The sequence below is a fragment of the Moorena sp. SIO4G3 genome (assembly GCF_010692305.1).
Lineage (GTDB): Bacteria > Cyanobacteriota > Cyanobacteriia > Cyanobacteriales > Coleofasciculaceae > Moorena > Moorena producens_A.
Genome location: NZ_JAAHIG010000004.1, coordinates 63,940 through 84,678, shown reverse-complemented (window position 1 = coordinate 84,678; position 20,739 = coordinate 63,940). Strand labels below are relative to the sequence as shown.

The following is a 20,739-nucleotide window of genomic DNA, read 5'->3' as shown; positions in this document are numbered from 1 at the left end:
AGTTTCGTAATAAATCTTTACCTATTAAGGAAAGCAGGGCAAGCTCATTTAAACTACTCCTAGACTGTACTCAGTCTAGGAGAGCCAACTTAGTTAAGACAAATTACGCGCTCGCTTTTAGCGGAAGCTGAGGCCAAAGGCCACGCTTTGCGTTCGCGTAGCGTCGGCTTTGCCGAAACGCTTCATCGCTTCTTCGTAACTGAACCAGTTTCCGTAGGGTAAACACATTTACCGATGGTAGCGTACGCATGCTCTTAAAGAGCGTACGCCTGAAGAGCTTCCGAGCCGGTTATGGTAAATGAGTATTACTTACATCGGGCAAAGCCGATTTATCGACGTAATAAAGTGACCGCTGGTATTTGACATCACAGCGATCACCATTTTTATCAATCACTCTACCCGACAATGAAACAGCCCTGAACGAAAGGATAATTTCTAGCTCAAACAGTTAGTTAAAAATTAGGTATTTGCCAAAACTGTCCTGAATAATTACCACAGTTAGCCATAATCGGTTTATTGTCTTGGGAATCATTAATGATATCTAAACATTTATCACTGCCTGTAAACATGGTTCTGAGGCGATAATATCCAGACTTATTTGTTGCTTGTATTTGCCAAAATTGTCCTGAATAATTACCACAGTCAGCCATAATAGGTTTATTGTCTTTAGAATCATTAATGATATCTAAACATTTATCACTGCCTGTAAACATGGTTTTGAGGCGATAATATCCAGACTTATTTGTTGCTTGTATTTGCCAAAATTGTCCTGAATAATTACCACAGTCAGCCATAATAGGTTTATTGTCTTTAGAATCATTAATGATATCCAAACATTTATCACTGCCCGTAAACATGGTTTTGAGGCGATAATTTGTTTGTCCTTGGGCAACGTTAGTAGTACTGGCAAAAGCAAGCACAGAAGACGCAACAGCTATACCAAAAGTGAAAATTCTCTTTATATTTTTGTTAGACATGGTGGTATGAGACATTGTTTTAGTTTTAGATAAAAATTGATCAAAAATTGTTCCACAAACTCAACTTACCTGAGTTCGATATATAGCGTTTCTAGGACTCATGAGGTATACAGGATTGTTTCACTCTTGCCTAATCCCTGCTCCCTGCTCCCTGCTCCCTGCTCCCAGAGTATTGATGTTTCTTTCCTTTTGCTTTGAACTCTAAGATAATCATCAGTTTCGATCTGAACTCTCCTATACCTTTTACTACAACGCCATTAGTAAGATTCCCGATTCTCTAGAAAGATTTTTATCACAGCGCGTCAAGCCGCTATGAGTATTTATCCCCGGTTTTAAAAGACGGGGCTTTAGACTTACAGGTTCCCTCGTAAATCGGCTCTTAACCAATTTCCTTGAGCAGGGAATAGGGAATAGGTAATAGGGAATAGGGAATAGGGAATAGGGAATAGGGAATAGGGAATAGGGAATAGGGAATAGGGAATAGGGAATAGGGAAAAAATAATGTGTACCTGATAGTTATGCAAACCGCCGTAGCTATATATAGCAATTCTCTATGCCATGAGGTACAAAAAGATCCCCCGTTGGTCCCCCTTATCAAGGGGGACTTTGAGGTTGAGAAGCGTACCTCATAAATCCTAGAAACGCTATAGTACCTGAATGCGTTCGCGTAGCTTGACCTACGGTCAATTGCGTAGCGTGGCCTACGGCCAATCGCATTCACGCCCACCTCCGAGCACGTTATGATTCAAGGAGTATTAGTTACATCGGGCAAACCAAGTTTTTCGACTTTTCTTTTTCCTTAGTTAACGGCTGATAGGTCTTGTGAGCATACGGTTCATATCCCTCAAAACCTGAATAAGTCATCTCACACAATAACCGAGACTTAAGCGGAGAAGGAGGTAAATTTACCTTTGCTACTTTCACTTCTACTAAACTTGGATAACGCCTTAAAAGGTCAAATACATCGTGTGACAAGTAGCGGGGACAATACCCTAGGTGATAATGATCTTCTGTGGTTAACGCTAAAGCCTCATTGTCATAAGGATTTTGAAGCTCGTGACATAGCCACAAAGTATCACCAACTTGTAGCTGAGCTATGGGATCCATAGAACACTTTGGTAAGTAACGTAAACCATGTACTAGAAAACAAAGGTGGTATTTCCCGTCACTGTCGAGGTGTGGATAAGGGAAAACTTTAAAATTATCTGTTTGTCGATATCCTTCGCTCCTTCCTAAAAATTCCATCAAATCAAAACTCTGGTCTGATCAGTTGAGCCGGTCTAGATGCTTTCGGTAATCTGGACGCGAGGGTGACCAAAAATTTGGGTCTCAAGCCCCGTCCTTCTAGGACGGCTTTTTCTTTTTGTGCTACAATGTTACGTAGAGTTGTCCCACGTCAAAATGATAGTATTAGAATTTAAGGTCAAAGGGAATAAAACTCAATATGCCGCCATAGATGAGGCGATACGTACTGGTCAGTTTGTACGAAATAAGTGCATCCGTTACTGGATGGACAATAAAGGGATAGGACAAAAAGACCTGTATCGCTATAACACGTGGCTCAGAGCTGAATATCCTTTTGTTAAAGACTTAAACTCTCATGCCTGTCAAGCTTCAGTGGGTGCGATTCGTTAGCTAGAAACTATACCCTACCAAGGGTAATAGGGGATTAGCTGCTTGAGTTCAGAACTCAAGACAACTTGATAACCTTGATGGTGAAATACCATCCCCCGAAGAGTCCGGGAGAACCTGCCACAACGATACCGACTGGACTCTCTATCGAGATCATATCGTCAAGCGTCACGGAGCGTGGTTTCAACCCGCGAAGTGAAATCCGCTTAGAATCTACGTTTTTCAAAGCGTAGAGAGTTCAAGCTATAGATTACATCCATTGTGCAAAAATAGATAAAATATGCATATTCTATCTCATCTTTATCAAAGCTTTTTATAGTTAAAGGTTTAGTGAATTTTCCGTAAACTTTATAATTTTTATCTGAGTTAGATATAAAATTTGATTGGATATAAGTAAGCCATCAATACCAAAAGTTTATAAAACTCCTAACTAATTACTTAAATCCAGCTTCAAACTATCTGTCTTCGATAGGTCAGTTCATGGTTATCGCGTGAGTCTTGGGGTCTAGATGGGCTAATTAATTGACTTGATATGCTTGATTTTTAGATGAACTGAGCGGTTAATTAATCAACGGATTATCAATAAAATAACGATTTAGTAGCGTTGACTAATAAGGTTTTTCATCGCTACTAACAGAGGCATTTTTGTGATTTTTTTTTAATCTGTAACTGTCAACATCAGGATTGTTGATAAAAATGACCCTTGACTTATCCAGAAACCAGGTTTCTTAAGGTAATAACTGGATTTCACCCTTTGATTTATAGCGATAAACCGGGTTTTAAGGGTCTTGGTGCGTAAATCCTGAATTACTCTAAGGTTGTTCAAAAGACTTCAATTACTTTTTGTCGAAAGTTCAAAAAGAAGGAAATTATGAATTTTAAATTGGTAACCAAACGGTTCTTTCGTTCAGCCATACTTACCACGGTAGGGACTTTAGCCGTGCTGTTTCCAACGGCACAGAAATCTGAGGCTTTTGTAATTTGGCGTAACAGCGAAGGTCTGAGTGGTGGCTCAAGATGGGATGCAGCACCAAGGACAATCAATGGGCTTGAACGGTCGCTGGATGGTGGACTGCGATACTCTCTTCAGGGGGGTTCCTATAAAGCCTTCAGAGATTTGTTCACTTGGGATATTGTTCCTGTTTTAGAAGACTTTCAAGCAGCAATTGAACAGGCTTTCAATGCCTGGACTGTAGTTGTTCCAGGGACAGAATTGGGTACAGACCTATTTTTCACAGCAGATTTAGAAACACCTGTCGTCGGTTTCAATGAAGGACAAGGTGGAGTTGATTTTCGGGGAGCTGAGATTGACCTATTTGGCTCCAATAATGCATTTTTTTGGGATGTCGGAGATAACAGACGCTTCGGTGAAACTAATTTCAATGACATAGATGAAACAGTGACTCTCACCTCCGGAACAGTGAATTATGCAGGCTCGAAAGCTATTTCTGGAGCCGATATTATCTTTAATAGCAATCCTGGAGCAGTATACACCCTCGATGTTTTCCGGCGATTGTTGACTCACGAAATTGGTCACACATTGGGGTTAGGGGATGTTGAGGATAACATTAACCCCGGTGCATTCATTGATGACAACTATGATGGCACCACTAGCGCGATGGCTCGGGCTACATTGACCAATCCAATAGCCCAGCTAGTCGATGTGCGTAACCCAGCGAATTCACCATTTTCATTGTTCACAGTTCCAAATGGCGATCCGGGCGTTGATACCCGAGGTGTAGATATCCTCATGGAAAGTCAGGGACTAGGCATAGCTCCAGGCAATCCGGTCACCAACCTGAATCCCTTGAGCAACGATGACTACGGTGGTCGTCAGTTTCTGTATCCGTTTGTCAGCGTTCCCGAACCCACTTCCATCTTAGGTCTATTGACACTAGGCACTTTGGGTGCAGGTTCTGCTGTGAAGAAAAAACTATAGCAATCCTATCTGATTCGTGAAAGAAATGAGCTGCTTTAAGGCAGGAGGCAGAAGGGACAGGAGTTGGAGCTAGTTTTTAATAAATCCAGTGATTTTACAAATGATTTAGGATTGCTCTATAGCGTTTTCCATACTTATGAGGTACATTCAATTTTGTTACCCCGTCTTGATGCAGCATTTTTCAAGCGGGACGGTATTGTTGACAATTGAGACCATTTTTTTTGTACCACAAGTCCCTCTAATTACCAACTGATCAGGCTGCTAGCCCCGTTGTCACCCCGTCAGCATCAAAAGGTTAAAATTTTAATCGGTTTTCATAGGCGATCGCTCCTCAATTATCCAGAGGAGTTTTTTTCATTTACCTCTACTCCTCAGGGCAAAACAATCACTCTTTTCTGACCATGGGATGTTCCTTTGGAACCGCTTCGCGAACGCATAATACGTAAGTATTCAGCCGTCAGCTATCAGCTATCAGCTAATGCGCTACAGATGGTGCTACTTGAGGTGCTATAGCGCGTGTCGCGTATCAGGCGCTATAACTCCATGGGGTCGGAGTACTAAAACTAGCAGGGATTTTCAACCACTCGTATCAGCACCCCCGATGCTTGTTTACTATCTCCCGTTGATTAGCTGAATGCTTACCATAATACCGTTGACGAATCACCTCAAAGCTAGTGAAATTGATGCAAAACCTTACTAGCTCAGTACGTCACTGATCTGATCATCCCACCCTGACGCAACGGGAAAACACCTAGAGCGAATCTCACCGAGCAAGCTAGAATGGCGGTCAAGATATTCCTCGGTGAGAAAATATCAAATCTATGGAAGCGCCTTTTAATATTACAGCACTGATGGTGCTGACGGTAATGGCAGGTATAAGTGCTCAGGTACTGGGCAAATACTTGAAAGTCCCTGGCATTGTGTTCTTGCTACTGTTAGGTATATTGGTCGGACGTGATGGTCTGGGTTTGGTCATTCCAGAACAGTTAGGAGATGGTCTAGAAGCAATAGTCTCCTTGTTTGTGGCATTAATTTTGTTTGAAGGAGGGCTCAATCTTGACCTGCGTTCCCTGAGTAAAATGTCAGATAGTCTGCGGAACTTGGTAACTATCGGTACAGTTATTGCTTTAGTTGGAGGTGCGATCGCAGCTCATTTCTTGGGTCAATTCCCTTGGAACTTAGCATTTCTGTATTCTGCCCTAGTGGTGGTCACCGGTCCGACTGTAATTGGTCCGTTGCTCAAACAGGTACGGGTTGATCGACAAGTCGCTACTTTACTCGAAGGAGAAGGGGTTCTGATCGACCCAGTGGGAGCCATTACAGCAGTCTTGGTGCTAGATGTAGTATTAAATGGCGATACAGATCCAGTCAAGCTAATCAGCGGTTTACTGATTCGTCTCGGCATTGGTGCTGCCATTGGTGGATCAGGAGGCTGGGTGTTGAGCTGGTTCCTCAGAAAAGCTGATTTTCTAGATGAAAACCTGAAAATTCTGGTAGTGCTAGCAGGGGTATGGGACTTGTATGGAATTGCCCAATATCTCCAGGACGAGTCCGGATTGATGACTGTAGTAGTAGCGGGAATTGTTTTGAGTTCCACTGCTACAGCTCAGTTGCGTCAGTTGCGTCGGTTTAAAGGTCAGTTAACCACATTGGCAGTATCTGTTTTATTTATTCTTCTGGCAGCAGACCTGTCCTTGGCCAGTATCCTAGGGCTAGGATGGTGCGGTGTGTTAACTGTATTAGCTCTGATGTTAGTAGTGCGACCCGTCAATATTTGGGTTTGTACTTGGAATAGTTGCCTGAACTGGCGTCAGAAGCTATTTGTCAGTTGGATTGGACCGAAGGGCATTGTTTCAGCATCCGTAGCTTCCTTGTTTGCTATTTTGCTAGCTCAAGAGGGGATCAGCGGAGGGGATACTGTCAAAGCCCTGGTATTCTTAACCATTATTATGACCGTGTTTATCCAAGGGCTAACGGCTCAAGTGGTGGCAAATCTGTTGGGAGTCACTGCCACCAATGCCAAGGGTGCTGTGATTGTGGGATCAAATCCTTTGGCTCGCCTGATTGCTCGTCTGTTCCAAGAAAAGGATGAGTCTGTGGTACTGATTGATACTAGTGCCGACGCAGTCAAGGAGGCACTAGAGGAAAATTTACAGGCGTTCTTGAGTAATGCTATGGATGTCCAGGTTTTGGAAGAAGCAGGATTGGACTCCATGGGCACCTTCCTGGCAATGACCAAAAATGGTGAGGTTAACTTTGTGTTGGCTCAACGGGCTTATGAAGAGTTTGAGCCACCGCGAGTGTTGGCAGTATTACCTAAAGATGCCCAAAGCTTGAACTCCACCCCAAATAATGTTCAGCCTGCTCTGACCTTTGATCTGCCTCTGAAGGTTTGGAACCAGTATGTGAGCGAAGGGGAGGTAAAGTTGGTGGAAACCGTGCTTGAAAATCTTGGGTTTACCTATCAACAGACCTATTTACAAGCACTGATTGATTCCGGAAAGGTAGTACCGCTGTTGAGAGAACGGCAGAATCAGCTCCAGGTAGTACGAGCTGGAGAACCTTGGCAACCAGAAGACCGGATTATCTGCCTGATCCACCACCCGAAACCCAAACTGCTTAAGCGACTATCTGGTTCAGGGACTACCACTACTGCCCGATTGACCTTGGAAAAGATCCCAACTGTGAAGGAGGTACCCATGCCTTCGCCGTCATAATTATGGTAGTAGTTTAGTAAGTATTCAGCTATCAGCTATTAGCTATCAGCTATCAGCTATCAGCTTATGGGCTATTAGTTATCAGCTATTAGTTATCAGCTATTAGTTATAAACTATTAGCTATCAGCTATCAGTTATCAGCTTATGGGCTAGATCACAGGCTAGAAGCCTGTGCCACCCACGCTACGGGAACAGCCAAAGGCAAACGGCTGACGGCTGACGGCTGACCACTGACCGCTGACGGCTGACGGCTGACCACTGACCACTGACCACTGACCGCTGACTGCTTACATATCAGCTTTTCAAGGCAGCCAATCTTGATCTAATAATTCTTCGAGAGCATAGGGACAGTCTTCAGGAAATTCAATCATCATACCGGTTTTTTTTCTGACATACTTTAAGGCTTTTTGATAAACTTTGGCTTGATTTTCTTGTAAATGATTGCGGAGGTTTTGAGTTAAATAGTCGTCAATTTGGCTTCTAAAACTCATAATTTCCGCTTGCCAATGGTTCGCGTTATAGTCATATTGCTCTTGCCAATAGTTCAGGAGTAATAAATGTCTGATAATTTGTTCTAAAAAACTTTCAACTGTTAATTTATCTCGACGTCCCAATCCTTCTAATTCCTCAATTAAATGCTCTATGTCGAGATTTTCTAGTCGTTTTTCTTTTAGTAGTTTCAGGGTCTCTATTAACCATTTTTCATTATCAACATCATACAGATAATATAAATCACTTATTTGAGTCATTGCTGTACTCTATAGCGGTTTTAAAGCTAGTAAGGAGTTTTTGGGTTTTAGGGAACAGGGAACAGGGAGCAGGGGGTGCATCTCATATTTGTAAAAAATATGAGATGCACCCGATAATTATTCACCGTTACATGCCAATACTTTCTAAATACTCTGCAATAACTGCAACGGCCTTATTGGCATTTCCTTGTTGGCCACCTTCTGGACAGTGAGCAATAACGATAGCCGTTTTGCTGGCCTGGAGAGTAACAGCTCCTATGTCTTTCTTTTTTCCATAAACAACTTTTCCATCTTCCTCTCGCAAAAATTGATACTTTTGTCCCTCAATCGATATACCTCCTGTCATGAATCCCGTGAAATCCTTTGACTTAAAAGCATTAGCTATGTTTGTGCTTTCATCAGGATTAAGCTTTAAGGCATTAGGATGAGCATCTGTAGTCCACTTAGCACCACCATCAATACCTATGATACTAGCTTTATCAACATGAACAGTTCCATTAGCGTCTTTAGATTGTCCAATTAGATTATCAATGTAGCTATCCCAAGACATTTTATTTAGTTTCCTTTAAAATTTTAATTCTTAGCAAATTATACAATGTTTTACAGCATTTTTAAATTGGGTGAGGTATAGATTACTGGGTTTTAGGGAACAGGGAACAGCGGATCTGGGAACAGGGAATGGAGAACAGGTAAAAAATCCTGTGTACCTTATAGTTATGAAAAACGCAGTAAGTCCAATTGGTATGATCAAAGCCAATCAAATAGACGGTTTAGTTTAACGACAGGAGTTCCTTCCCTGACTGTTGACTGTCAACAAAAAAAACAATACCTTAAATTATGCAATTTAAATCTGGATCAGCTCACTAATCCCTAATCCCTGCTCCCTGATCCCTAGGGTGCATCTCAATGCATGCAAAAACACTCATGAAAATAGAAGCATAATATCATGTTATAGCAATTCTACGACTTGTGAGGTACAAATTTCTGGTTTTTAGGGAGCAGGGAGCAGGGAGCAGGGAGCAGAGAAGAGGGAATAGGGAATAGGGAATAGGGAATAGGGAATAGGGAATAGGGAATAGGGAATAGGGAAGAGGTAAAAACTAATGTGTACCTCATGAGTCCTAGAAACGCTATATAACAATTACTCTTAATAAAAATCTCCCCCATCTCCCCATCTCCCTATCTCCCTATCTCCCCCTCTCCCCACCCTCCCCGCGCCCCCGCCCCACACTTCCCACACACTTCCCACACACTTCCCCCGATTCCCGATTCCCGATTCCCGATTCCCGATTCCCGATTCCCGATTCTATTTAACTTTCATACATTTCTAACGGCAATCCATCCGGGTCTTGAAAAAAAGTAAATCGCTTACCAGTATGCTCATCAAGTCTAATCCTTTCTACATCCAAACCCTGGGATTTGAGATAATTCACCGACGCTTCAATATCATCTACTTGAAAGGCTAAATGTCTCAATCCGCAAGCTTCGGGACGACTAACTCGTTCAGGAGGATTAGGAAAGGAAAATAACTCAATCCTATCCCCATCACCCACTTGTAAATCCAATTTATAAGACTTTCTCGCAGCTCGGAAGGTTTCTTCAATAATCGGAAACCCTAAAATTTCCACATAAAACTGTTTCGATTGTTCATAATCTGAGCAAATAATCGCTACATGGTGAAATCCTTTAGTCTTCATAAAACTAATCTGAAATTAAGTAATAAATGAATAATTTTAAATCAACAAAGATCATCCCCCATAGTATGGAACCAGATTCAACCAACTTTTGAGGATTTTGCTAGACTGGCAAATATAAAACCCATCATCAAAAGGATATATATCCAAAGGATAAGGAAATTATCTATGCCCCCAACCCTACTTCTATCCAAAGAACTACCTACTCTGGAATACCAATCCACATCCTCAAGCTTTGATGAAAGCTGGAGAGCTCCCCTTTCCACTCTCCTGGGATTAGGACGAGCAGCTGGTGCTGATTTCATTGAGTTTTTCCTAGAACGGGTCAACTACATCAGTTGTCTTGCTGAAGATGATGCCATTACTAGCATTTCTCCCCGCCTTACCTCTGGTGCTGGTATCCGAGTATTTCGGGGTAAGTCAGATTGCTATGTTAGCACTAATGACCTATCCTTTTCGGGGCTAAAAGCGGCTTTGGAGAAAGCCCTGTCTATTCAAGGGCTAGAATTACCTACCCCTAATGCCTTTATCCCAGAAACTAACTTAGAACTGTTGCGGGATTACGCTACTGCTAAAGGCAAAGATACTTGGCTATCCGGTTGCAGTTCCATGGCAGAAATGGGAGAAGTACTCCTGGATGCCAATGGGGCACTTCAGCGCAAGGCTAGCCATGTCCAATCCCGACGGGCTGTTTATTTCCGGGATTGGCAGGAAGTTCTGGTAGCAGCTAGTGATGGCACCTTTGCCAGAGATATTCGTTTAACTCAGTCTGTGGGATATAACCTACTATGTGCTGATGGCGACCATCGCTCTTCTATTGGCAAGCGTGCTGGTAGTACCGGTAACCCAGAGTTTCTAAGAGCCTGGGATTATAATGGTACTGCTGAGGAAGTTGCTGAATCTGCTGGTAAGATGCTCTATGCGGATTACGTAGAGTCTGGAACTTACCCGATTATCATGGCCAATTCCTTTGGTGGGGTAATTTTCCATGAAGCCTGTGGACACCTGTTGGAAACGACCCAGATTGAGCGGAAAACTACTCCGTTTGCTGACAAAAAAGGCGAGAAAATTGCTAACGAAAGCCTTACTGCCTGGGATGAAGGGTTATCTGACAATGCCTTTGGAACCATTGATATGGATGATGAGGGCATGCCAGCCCAAAGAACTCTGTTGATTGAAAATGGCATACTGAAGAATTTTATCGCCGACCGGGCAGGGTCTCAGCTGACTGGACACCCCAGAACAGGTAGTGGCCGCCGTCAGAATTATGCCTATGCTGCTGCTTCACGGATGCGCAATACCTACATCGCCCCTGGTGATTACGAGGTAGAGGATTTATTTGCGTCTATCGATAAAGGTATTTACTGCAAGCGCATGGGCGGTGGTAGTGTTGGTGCTACTGGAGAATTTAACTTTGGTGTCGATGAAGCCTATTTGATTGAAAATGGCAAAGTCACTAAACCCCTGAAAGGGGCAATTCTGATTGGAGAAGCTAAGGAAATTATGAATAAGATTTCCATGTGTTCCAAAGACTTAGGATTAGCCGCTGGTTTCTGTGGTTCCATTAGCGGCAGTGTTTATGTAACCGTGGGTCAACCTCATATCAAGGTAGATTCGATTACCGTTGGTGGACGGTAAGTTACCCCAGCAGCCAGGCTTTGGGACTAGTGTTAGACTATCATCTCCGGTTGAAGACTTATCCTAAGCATTCAGCTAATGCGCTACGCGCACGCTGCGCAAACAGTCATCAGCCGTCAGTTAATCAACGGTCGGTAGTAAACCAGCTGGGGGGTGCTGGTACGGCTGGTTGAAAATCCCTGCTCGTTTTACTGATCCGACCCCGTGCAGTTAAAGCGCCTGCTAGCACCTCAAGTAGCGTGCGCGTAGCGCTAATCGCTGTTCGCTGATAGCTGATAGCTGAATGCTTACATCCGAAGTGATTAACCGGATTTGATATCATCGCTCTTTTTTTTTGTTAATCAAACATTCACAATCTAAACATAAGATGACCAAGATTAATGAGATAGCTGATTCGGCGATTGCGATCGCTAAACGCCTGGGAATTGAAAAATTCGATATTTATGGCTCTGCAGTAGATGAAGCTGGTGTTCAAGTAGACCAGGGTGAGCCAAAACAGGTTGAGGCATCTAATCGCTCTGGTGTAACTGTACGGGTTTGGAATCAAGACCAGAAAGTAGGCATTACTTCAACTACCGATACCAACCCAACTGGGTTGGAACTAGCCTTAAAAACCGCTTATGAGGCAAGTAGTTTTGGGGTGAAGGAAAACGCCCCAGACTTTAGCCCTGAGTCAACAGTATCGGTTCCAGAGATTCCCAATAATCAAGTGCCTCAACAGCCAGTATCCAAATTAGTAGAAACCCTACTGGATTCAGAGAAAAAGTTACTGGAGGCTCACTCAGCTATTGCCGGAGTTCCTTACAATGGACTATCTCAACGGGATGTTGAGCGCTTTTATCTCAATAGTGATGGGGCATTGCGCCAGCAAGCTAGCTCCTCGGCTTCCATTTATCTATATACCAAAACTGAGGAAGAAGGGAAAAAGCCCCGTAGTGCTGGTGCCTATAAGATTAGTCAAGGTTTAGAAACTCTGGATATTCAGACTTGTCTGCAAGAAGCTGCTGAGAAAACCATCAGTCACTTGAACTATGAGAAAGTTAAGTCCGGAAAATATCGGGTAGTGTTCTCTCCCGAAGCTTTCCTGAGTCTACTGAATGCTTTTTCTAATTTATTTAATGCTCAAAATATTCTAGACAAGCAAAGCCTCTCGACTCCGGAGTCTCTAGGTACTCCAATTGCTTCTCCTCTGCTTTCTGTTTGTGATGATGAGCTACATCCAAAGAATGTGGCACCGGTCTATTTTGATGGAGAAGGAACACCTACTCGTCGAGTACCGATAATTACAGAAGGGGTGTTAAGCAATTTTCTGCACAGTGCTGGCAGCGCCAAACGCCTGAATGCTAAACCAACAGGTCATGCCAATATGGGGGCAAAAGTTACAGTTAGCCCTAATTTCTATCATGTTTTTCCTGGTCAATCTGCTGAACAAGAGTACAGCTTAGACCAGGCTGAAAATGTGATTTGGATTGATGAGGTGAATGCGCTTCATGCGGGAGTTAAAGCACTCGAAGGTTCCTTTTCTCTACCCTTTGATGGTTGGATGGTGAATAAAGGAGAATTAACTAGTATTGATTCCGCAACGGTAGCCGGAGATTTTCGGGAACTGCTGAAATCCATTATTTATGTGGAAAAAGAGCCTGAGTTTACCTCTGGTGGAGTGTGTCCAAAAATCTGGGTTGATGGTTTGTCCATTACTGGGGATTGAAGGTTAAGAGGTTGAAGGTTTAAGGTTGAAAGTTTAAGGTTGAAGGTTTAAGGTTGAAGGTTGAAGGTTGAACGCGCACGCGTAGCCTATTGGCCAAGGTTAACAGCTTGTTCGCCTTTGGCGTTGGAGTAGGATAGTTTTTGGGTGCATCTCAGTTTTGAAAATTTTCCGTAGGGTGCGTTAGGGGGGCCTTCATTTTTCGCCTCGTAGTCAGGGTTATGTTGCTGACCGTAACGCACCACCGTGTCAAACAGCAAAAGCGATGCAGCGCGGTCTTGGGGAGCCAGTGCGGTCTTGGGGGTTCCCCCCATGAGCAACTGGCGTGGTTTCCCCCACTCGCGCTTTGCATCAAGACAATGAGATGCACCCGTAGTTTTTTTTGTCATAATTAAGAATCTAGAATTCTAAATTCTAAATTCTACATTCTTAATTCTACATTTTTATTCCGAAATATTCCTGAAAGGGATGAGACAAAATGCCCAAAAGTTTTGCAGTGTCTCTAATATAGTATTCTTGCAGATCTATCCAGAGCAGCACCCCCTCTAAGCGAAGAAACTGCCAGATTAGACCAGTTGTCACAGCTCCAAAAATTGGCAAATTGACATTGTCTATTTCGTTAAATCGTTGCGCTGCTACCATTTCGGCAATACACTGCGCCAAACCTCCTTTAATATTTTCATTCTTGGCTTCAACTAAGGTAACAACAGGTCGGTGAATCTCATAAATTTCTCGTGAAGCGGTCAAAATAAAGTCACAATAACCGTTTAATCCTAACTCGGAATCAATATTGAATTCTGACCCAGAAAAAAAACCAACTTCATTATTAAATATTTGCCGAATTTCTAATAATGTTGGAGCGATTAAGAGTTCAGACCGGGCTTTTTCTGTATTGATGGCATTGGCGAGAGGAATATTTCGTTGTAAGATTTGTTGTAAAAGTTCGCTAACTTCCACGGGAGCAATATCCGTAAACAAATTTTGCGACTCATCAATGTTTAAGTCAAACCGATTACACACTTCAGCAATGGATTTAAATTCGCTGTAGGACATTGCTTATGCTCCAATAAAATTGCTGTAACTTTAAGTATAGAACGTAAGCATATGCGCTACGCGCACGCTACTTGAGGTGCTATCAGCTTACGATTCCGTAGCGGCTATTTCAGAGCATCGCATTTCTTTACATTCTACTTCAAAAAAAAATTTATAAAAACCCTTGACAATTTAATTTATAATCATTATGATTATAAATGTAAAGCAAAAACAAAAGGTGAACCTTATGTCTTCAGAATTTCCAACCAATCCAGACAACAATCCCGATGATTCTTCCTCAAAAAAAAGCCCTGTTCAGCACATTTTGAGGGGCTCCCGCAAGGCAGTAACTAATACTATGCATGCCCTGTATGCTCTGGGTTACGCCGAAATATCCGAGTGGAGTCCTCTTCAGCCGACGGATGTTCCCGGAGAATTCATAACAATTATGACCAAGTACTTCAGGCTCCGTTAACACGTTAAATTGCTGGGGGGTTTTCCCCCTGGCCAAACCATCCGCTCCAACCCCGTAGCGTGACCTTTGGCAAATCCCATAGGAGCACGTTTGGATAGGTTAGAAAACTGAATGACATAAGGTAAATTCCTAGCCGTGGATAGTATTTCTGCGGCTATTTTTTTTTAGGTTGTTCGCGTAGCGTGGCCAAAGGCCAAGGTTGGGATGTTTAAGGTTGTTCGCGTAGCGTGGCCAAAGGCCAAGGTTGGGATGTTTAAGGTTGTTCGCGTAGCGTGGCCAAAGGCCAAGGTTGGGATGTTTAAGGTTAGTTAGGCGTAGGGTGGGCAAATAATGAAAGTAATACCAATTGATCACTCATCATGTCGATTTGCCCACCTGACCTGAGTTGAAAGCACTGTTTGGTGGGCAAATTCTGAAAGTTAGGCGTAGGGTGGGCAAATAATGAAAGTAATACCAATTGATCACTCATCATGTCGATTTGCCCACCTGACCTGAGTTGAAAGCACTGTTTGGTGGGCAAATTCTGAATGTTTGGCAATTTCATCATCAATCATGTCGATTTGCCCACCCTACTTTATCAGCTCCTTTACTTCAGCCTTCTGGCTTGCTTTCGGCGCTTAGTAAAAGTATTCAACCGGACATGATATGATGTCGATTTGCCCACCCGACAAGATCAGCGTACGCACTGACGGCTGACCGCTGACCGCTGACCGCTGACCGCTAAATGTTTACTTTGTGCCATAGCCTGAGTATTGGCGCATAGAAGGTGGCTGAAACCCAATAACAATATCATTTTTGGGAATGTTCATATTAACCAGATCTTGACCAATATCCCATTCAGTATTGTTATTCTGAATCCAGATCTTGCCATTTTTAATCTCTAAATGAACTGAACAGCCATAAACTCTTTCTTTCTTGTCCCAGCCGATGGCCATTACTTGATAATGGTCGTTTTCCGTATCAAAAAGGCTATGAATTTCAATGTCACCATGAGACGGTTTGTAACTGGCATATTGATTCAGTAGTTGCTTGATTATGCTGCGATAAGTTTGAAGATTTTCTAGTTTTTCCATGATACAATTACCTCATTATCAATGTCATAACTTAATAATTTAAGTTGGTAATCTTGAATAACCATTTGAGGAAATTCTTTCTGTAAAAACCTTTAGTAGGTGGTATCTGGAACCGCCAAAAATAATTGTCGTTCTGGATCTTTTACCTTTAAGGCTACTCGATAGTTAATGAATTGACCAATGGCAAGGTGGAAGTCTGTAATAGAAGAGGGATTAATAAAACTTTTGATTTCCACTGCAATCCGCTGACCATTTCTTTCTGCCGCTATTAGTTTTTCGGCACCCAGATCAATAAAAAAATCTACTCCGCCGACTTTCAAAAAAAACGGATCATCGGTAATTTGCCAACCATCTTTAATTAAGGCATTTTTGACAACATCATGAAATAAGTCTTTTGCCATTACTCTTGCTCCCTTGCATCACAGGACCTGTGGTATTTAAAGTGTTGGCGGAGGTAACGAATGAAGTAGTAGGGTAGGGTGGGCAAATTCTGATCGCTTGGCAATTTCATCATCAATCATGTCCATTTGCCCACCCTACAAGAGCGTACGCACTACAAGAGCGTACGCACTAGATTTTAGCGATTTAGAATATTTTGCAGGGGAGTAGGGTGGGCAAATTATGAATGTGGTGTAGGCGTAGGGTGGGCAAATTATTAATGTTTGACCAATTGATCTCGAATCATCGACCTTTGCCCACCCTACAAGAGCGTACGCACTCCGCCCGCTCAATGTTCTCTCACCCTTCTTTTACTACAATGGATGTCCTACGGGCCGGGTACTCCACAAACACACAACTACTCCTAGTCGCCAATCTCAAACATGATGCTCAATGGATTTGTAGGGCTTTCCAAACTACTTGTCTCCGAATTGCTTTGTGATAAAAATTCATCTTTTAACTCATCTCTCATTCTATAAATCAAATCACCGATTCTCTCCACTGCCTCATTTAGGTCCATCTGTTCTAAGGCACCCAAATCCTCTGCCTCTTCTCCCTCGAAATATCCGGCCATCGCTCTTTTATAGGCCGACACCACTCTGTTCGTCGGGCCTATTTTTGTCCGAGCTTCGTTATCATAATCTGTCCTTATCTCATCCCATTTACTTTTCATTTTATCTGCCTGTTCTAATAAATGCGACACTCTACGATTATCTTTTAACCGTTCTTCATTCGATAATAAACTTACTTCAACACGCTTTAACTCCTTAGCTTTCTTTATTACATTATTTATTTGCCCGATATGGTCCTCCTCAATTGTTGGTGTTCTTTTTATTTTGTTCCATATCTTGTAAATCCATCCGAGCAAGGCAAACAAAGATAAGATGGCACCGGACAATGTTATCCACATACCCACATAAAACATATTTGCCGTGCCTGCCTTTACCTCGTTTTCTCTCATGTCTTTCGGTGCGGCGGTCGGAAAAGTGGTGGACGCTTTTTCCTCCGCATGCTCCTTTAGCTCTAACGCCCGAAACACACCAGTTATAATTGAAAAAACCGTAACAATGGCTCCCAATGCCAAAGTGGTCTTATCATATAACTTGCTTATATAATAAAAACGCCTATTTTTCACACTATCGTAGACCCCATCTGCCAACTGGATGGGGCGGTTTTGTACTGCATTTTTGTTTGTCGGGTTATGCCTTTTTGCGCTTTTCAGCTCCACGCCTCCTTCGCCCACATCCACCTGCCTCTGACGTCGGTCTTCGTTCGCCATCAAGTTTTTGGGTGCGCCACACTGCATCGCTCTCGCTCCCATCACCCTAGCTTCTCTCTCCAATCCCTCCTCTGTATTTATACTTTCCCTGTTATCTTCCATAGTCGGCCTAACTCTACCCTGCATCTGCTGCACCACATGCCATGCCTCATGGGGCAAATGCTTCTCCTGCCCCGGCCCCACATGAATCTCCCTCCCCTGTGCATACGCCAACGCCTGCAATTGTGCCGGTTTCGATGAGTTGTAATGCACCCTCACATCATCCATCGAATAGCCCGAGAGGTTCTCTATACCACCCTTGAGGCGATCCGGCAAGCCAGTTTTGTTTTCTTTTTTACCCCCCCTCGAATCCCTAATGCTATCGCCATAAGTCACCGAATCCCCCGTCAACGGTTGTGCTCTCCGCTGCACCATCATCCTTTTAGGCTGCACGACCAATTTCCCTCCGTTATTCGCCCCTTGCCTGCAACTCTCTCCCGGCTGTCCAAAAGAAAACTTCCCTTGCAACCCCATTTCTCTCCCTCCTGTGTCGGGCACGTATTGTCCCGTTTCAAGGGAGTGCATCACATTAGCCATTCTACTTCCCCATTCCCCGACCGCCTCTTCGGCGTTCCACTCCCTGTCCTCTGAATCCAACCGTCTTCTAGAACCAATCACTCTGGAGTCTTTCTTTTTTTGAGCAATTGTCTTAGAAGTAGACTTAGAATATTTCGGTTTATAGGTATGAGTCCGCATAGCTAGTTCTATTTCCCATGTACCCTTAAAGAAAACAATATCAGTCGATCGGATCGTCTTCATGGAGCGCGACATGGCACCCCAAACTCAAACCAACTGGTATCACTCTAATATTAGTTCTCTGTTTCTAGAAATCGAGCGAGTTCGTAACTATTTAGAAAACTACATAGAAGGTAAAAAAAATCTACAAACCGTTACAGAATTTATTGACAATTCGTCTGCCCTGGCTCAACTTTGTAACAATTTCCTTCTCTCCCCCTTTGAAAGGGATATCCTGCTCATGTGCGCGGGAATGGAAATAGAACCATACTTCCATTCTTTGTTTGCCAAAGCCCAAAAAAATAGTCCAAACAAAAACTATCCTACTCTCAGTTTAGCTTTTGACGCCCTTCCCGGAGCCAATTGGGGTGTCCTTTCTCCCCAAAGCCCTTTATTTTACTGGCAACTGCTCCAGATTGAACCAGGACGAATCATTACCAAGTCCCCCCTCCAAATTGACCAGCGTATCCTCTGCTATCTGTTAGGAGAATATGCCACAGACCAGGAATTAGCAGGAAAGTTCACACCTCAACCGCCTCAGACTAACCCGGTTTTTTTGCCTCCCTCTCAGTTAAGTATCGTGGAGCACTTGATCACCATTTGGTCTGGTAGCGAGGGGAGAAATAGCTATCCCGTGGTGCAATTATCTGGCTCGGACCGAACCACTAAATACCAAATTGCCTCCGCCACTTGTCAGGGTTTGGGGTTAAAGTTACAAACTCTCGAACCATTGGCTCTGACCACCAACCCCCAGGAAGTATACCAACTCGGGAAGCGTTGGGAAAGGGAAGCATTACTGAGCAATAGTGTCCTGTTTATTGACTGCGATAGTTATAATTTTACAGAGCCAGGGCGGGAGTTGGCTCTGAGCCAATTTATTGATAGTATCAATACTCGTTTAATCCTCAGCAGCTATCAAAGAAAAATTGACTGTCAGCGGACTCTTGTTAACCAAGACATCCCCCCATTGAGCCACGAGGAACAATATGGCCTGTGGGAATGCCATCTCGGGTCAGCAGCAGCAGAACTTAACGGTCAAATCGAGCGCATCGCCGTACAGTTTAACCTCAATCAGGCTTCTATTAAAGCGGCCTGTGATCAATTCAAAATTCAAAATTCAAAATTCCCACAAAATCCCGGATCTAGCCCCAAGAGCGCCCTAACCCACCCCTACCCCCTCCCAGGAGGGGAACCTGGGGGAGACAGATTTCAAAGTCCCCCAGAATTGGGGGATTTAGGGGGCAAAAATATCAAAGAAGAAACCCACCAATCAAATCAATTATGGGATATCTGCCGCCATAATGCCCGTAATCAATTAGATGACTTAGCGCAACCGATCCATGCTACGGCTACCTGGGACGATATCGTATTACCTACCCCACAACGGCAGCTAATAGGGGATATTGCCACTCATCTGAAACACCGGTATAAAGTCTATCAGGAATGGGGTTTCGCCCAAAAAGGCCATCGGGGTTTGGGCATCAGCGCCCTATTTTACGGTGCTAGCGGTACTGGTAAAACCATGGCAGCAGAGGTATTAGCCCAGGAATTACGCCTGGATCTTTATCGCATCGACCTAAGTACAGTTGTCAGTAAATATATTGGAGAGACGGAAAAGAATCTGCGGCGGATCTTTGATGCAGCTGAAACCGGTAGTGCTATTCTGCTGTTTGACGAAGCCGATGCCCTGTTTGGTAAGCGTACCCAAGTTAAAGACAGTCACGACCGCCACGCAAACATCGAAGTCAGCTATTTGCTGCAACGAATGGAAGCCTATCAAGGCGCTTCTATATTGACCACCAATTTCCAAAGCGCCCTCGATACTGCCTTTCAGCGCCGCCTTCGCTTTGTGGTGGAGTTTCCTTTTCCCCAAGCCGAAATCCGTACCCAAATATGGCAGCGGATTTTTCCTCCCCATACCCCAACCCAAGACTTAAATTACCAGAAACTGGGTCAACTCAATGTAGCTGGTGGAACTATTCGCAATATAGCCCTTTATGCCGCTTTTTTAGCCGCCGCCGACAATGAAGCCGTGAACATGGAACTAATCTACGAAGCCACAAAACGGGAATATCAAAAGTTGAAGAAACTCTTGACAAACGAAGAGATTGAAGGCTGGTTTTAGTTGTGGGAAGTTTTAGGGAACAGGGAACAGGGAATAGGGAATAGGGAATAGGAGGCGTAGGGTGGGCAAATGCTGACCCTCTGACAATTTGATCTGGAATCGAGTCCATTTGCCCACCTTCCCTGAGGCTGTGGCGTAGGGTGGGCAAATCCTGACCCTCTGACAACAATATCTCGAATTCTGTCAATTTGCCCACCCTACAAGCTGCTACAAGCTGCGGGGTTTGGTGGGCAAATCCTGATAATCTGACTGATCATTTCATCTGGAATCCGGTCGATTTGCCCACCCTACAAGAGCTCTGATTTTTGCTTTATTTTTAATTTTTAATTACCCAAAGTGGGGTTTGGTGGGCAAATCCTGATTATATGACTGATCATTTCATCTGGAATCCGGTCGATTTGCCCACCCTACAAGAGCTCTGATTTTTGCTTTATTTTTAATTTTTAATTACCACTAGGGGTCGATTTGCCCACCCTACAATAACTGACGGCT

Annotated in this window: 18 protein-coding genes and 2 pseudogenes; 7 read left to right on the top strand and 13 right to left on the bottom strand. The window is 43.5% G+C overall.

All coding sequences use genetic code 11. The features are described 5' to 3' along the window. Window positions 1-452: 452 nt before the first annotated feature. The 3 genes from F6J99_RS01545 to F6J99_RS01535 all read right to left on the bottom strand — a co-directional run bounded on the left by F6J99_RS01545 (window position 453) and on the right by F6J99_RS01535 (window position 2,222). Window positions 453-992, bottom strand: a complete 540-nt coding sequence (locus tag F6J99_RS01545) for an RICIN domain-containing protein (RefSeq protein ID WP_293111412.1) — start codon at window positions 990-992, stop codon at window positions 453-455. 338 nt (window positions 993-1,330) lie between these two features. Then, window positions 1,331-1,501, bottom strand: coding sequence for a hypothetical protein (locus F6J99_RS01540; RefSeq protein WP_293111411.1), 171 nt, complete (start codon window positions 1,499-1,501; stop codon window positions 1,331-1,333). Window positions 1,502-1,736: 235 nt separating this feature from the next. Further along, window positions 1,737-2,222, bottom strand: coding sequence for an HIRAN domain-containing protein (locus F6J99_RS01535; RefSeq protein ID WP_293111410.1), 486 nt, complete (start codon window positions 2,220-2,222; stop codon window positions 1,737-1,739). 156 nt (window positions 2,223-2,378) lie between these two features. Here F6J99_RS01535 and F6J99_RS01530 point away from each other — a divergent pair. The 3 genes and pseudogenes from F6J99_RS01530 to F6J99_RS01520 form a co-directional block, all read left to right on the top strand. Then, window positions 2,379-2,597 (top strand): annotated as a pseudogene (locus F6J99_RS01530) (transposase); the annotation flags it as partial. 883 nt (window positions 2,598-3,480) lie between these two features. Continuing rightward, window positions 3,481-4,548, top strand: a complete 1,068-nt coding sequence (locus F6J99_RS01525) for a PEP-CTERM sorting domain-containing protein (RefSeq protein WP_293111408.1) — start codon at window positions 3,481-3,483, stop codon at window positions 4,546-4,548. Between the two features lie 821 nt (window positions 4,549-5,369). Further along, complete coding sequence (locus F6J99_RS01520; RefSeq protein WP_293111407.1) at window positions 5,370-7,265, top strand: sodium:proton antiporter; 1,896 nt, start codon at window positions 5,370-5,372, stop codon at window positions 7,263-7,265. A 302-nt stretch (window positions 7,266-7,567) separates the two neighbouring features. On the opposite strand, the gene F6J99_RS01515 is transcribed toward F6J99_RS01520, so the two are convergent. The 4 genes from F6J99_RS01515 to F6J99_RS01500 form a co-directional block, all read right to left on the bottom strand. Continuing rightward, window positions 7,568-8,014: a DUF29 domain-containing protein gene (locus F6J99_RS01515; protein WP_293111406.1), complete on the bottom strand. Its 447-nt coding sequence runs from the start codon at window positions 8,012-8,014 to the stop codon at window positions 7,568-7,570. Window positions 8,015-8,141: 127 nt separating this feature from the next. After that, window positions 8,142-8,564: a profilin gene (locus F6J99_RS01510; protein ID WP_293111405.1), complete on the bottom strand. Its 423-nt coding sequence runs from the start codon at window positions 8,562-8,564 to the stop codon at window positions 8,142-8,144. 410 nt (window positions 8,565-8,974) lie between these two features. After that, the gene (locus tag F6J99_RS01505) at window positions 8,975-9,130 is read right to left on the bottom strand and encodes a hypothetical protein (RefSeq protein ID WP_293111404.1); all 156 of its coding nucleotides are present in this window, start codon (window positions 9,128-9,130) and stop codon (window positions 8,975-8,977) included. Window positions 9,131-9,324: 194 nt separating this feature from the next. Further along, entirely contained in the window at window positions 9,325-9,711 is a 387-nt protein-coding gene (locus F6J99_RS01500) for a VOC family protein (RefSeq protein WP_293111403.1), read from the bottom strand. A gap of 165 nt (window positions 9,712-9,876) precedes the next feature. Between F6J99_RS01500 and F6J99_RS01495 the strand changes: the two genes are divergently transcribed. Further along, entirely contained in the window at window positions 9,877-11,346 is a 1,470-nt protein-coding gene (locus tag F6J99_RS01495) for a TldD/PmbA family protein (RefSeq protein ID WP_293111402.1), read from the top strand. Window positions 11,347-11,713: 367 nt separating this feature from the next. Then, window positions 11,714-13,054 (top strand): TldD/PmbA family protein, encoded by a 1,341-nt coding sequence (locus F6J99_RS01490; RefSeq protein ID WP_293111401.1) that lies wholly within the window; start codon window positions 11,714-11,716, stop codon window positions 13,052-13,054. Window positions 13,055-13,140: 86 nt separating this feature from the next. On the opposite strand, the gene F6J99_RS01485 is transcribed toward F6J99_RS01490, so the two are convergent. Further along, window positions 13,141-13,365: a hypothetical protein gene (locus F6J99_RS01485; RefSeq protein ID WP_293111400.1), complete on the bottom strand. Its 225-nt coding sequence runs from the start codon at window positions 13,363-13,365 to the stop codon at window positions 13,141-13,143. Window positions 13,366-13,486: 121 nt separating this feature from the next. Then, a complete protein-coding gene (locus tag F6J99_RS01480) occupies window positions 13,487-14,104 on the bottom strand; it encodes a hypothetical protein (RefSeq protein WP_293111399.1) in 618 nt (205 codons plus the stop codon). 226 nt (window positions 14,105-14,330) lie between these two features. On the opposite strand from F6J99_RS01480, the gene F6J99_RS01475 reads away from it, so the two are divergent. Then, a complete protein-coding gene (locus F6J99_RS01475) occupies window positions 14,331-14,558 on the top strand; it encodes a hypothetical protein (protein WP_293111398.1) in 228 nt (75 codons plus the stop codon). A gap of 129 nt (window positions 14,559-14,687) precedes the next feature. Here the strand turns inward: F6J99_RS01475 and F6J99_RS01470 are convergent, their stop codons facing one another. The 4 genes and pseudogenes from F6J99_RS01470 to F6J99_RS01455 form a co-directional block, all read right to left on the bottom strand. Further along, complete coding sequence (locus F6J99_RS01470) at window positions 14,688-14,912, bottom strand: hypothetical protein (protein ID WP_293111397.1); 225 nt, start codon at window positions 14,910-14,912, stop codon at window positions 14,688-14,690. Between the two features lie 374 nt (window positions 14,913-15,286). After that, on the bottom strand, window positions 15,287-15,631 hold the full coding sequence (locus F6J99_RS01465) for a XisI protein (protein ID WP_293111396.1): 345 nt from the start codon (window positions 15,629-15,631) through the stop codon (window positions 15,287-15,289). Further along, window positions 15,619-16,032 (bottom strand): annotated as a pseudogene (locus F6J99_RS01460) (element excision factor XisH family protein). Before F6J99_RS01460 ends, F6J99_RS01465 begins: the two are co-directional and overlap by 13 nt. Window positions 16,033-16,433: 401 nt before the next feature. After that, entirely contained in the window at window positions 16,434-18,158 is a 1,725-nt protein-coding gene (locus tag F6J99_RS01455; RefSeq protein WP_293111395.1) for a DUF4157 domain-containing protein, read from the bottom strand. Between F6J99_RS01455 and F6J99_RS01450 the strand changes: the two genes are divergently transcribed. Beyond that, window positions 18,157-20,247 (top strand): ATP-binding protein, encoded by a 2,091-nt coding sequence (locus tag F6J99_RS01450; protein ID WP_293111394.1) that lies wholly within the window; start codon window positions 18,157-18,159, stop codon window positions 20,245-20,247. The genes F6J99_RS01455 and F6J99_RS01450 overlap by 2 nt on opposite strands. Window positions 20,248-20,739: the final 492 nt, after the last annotated feature.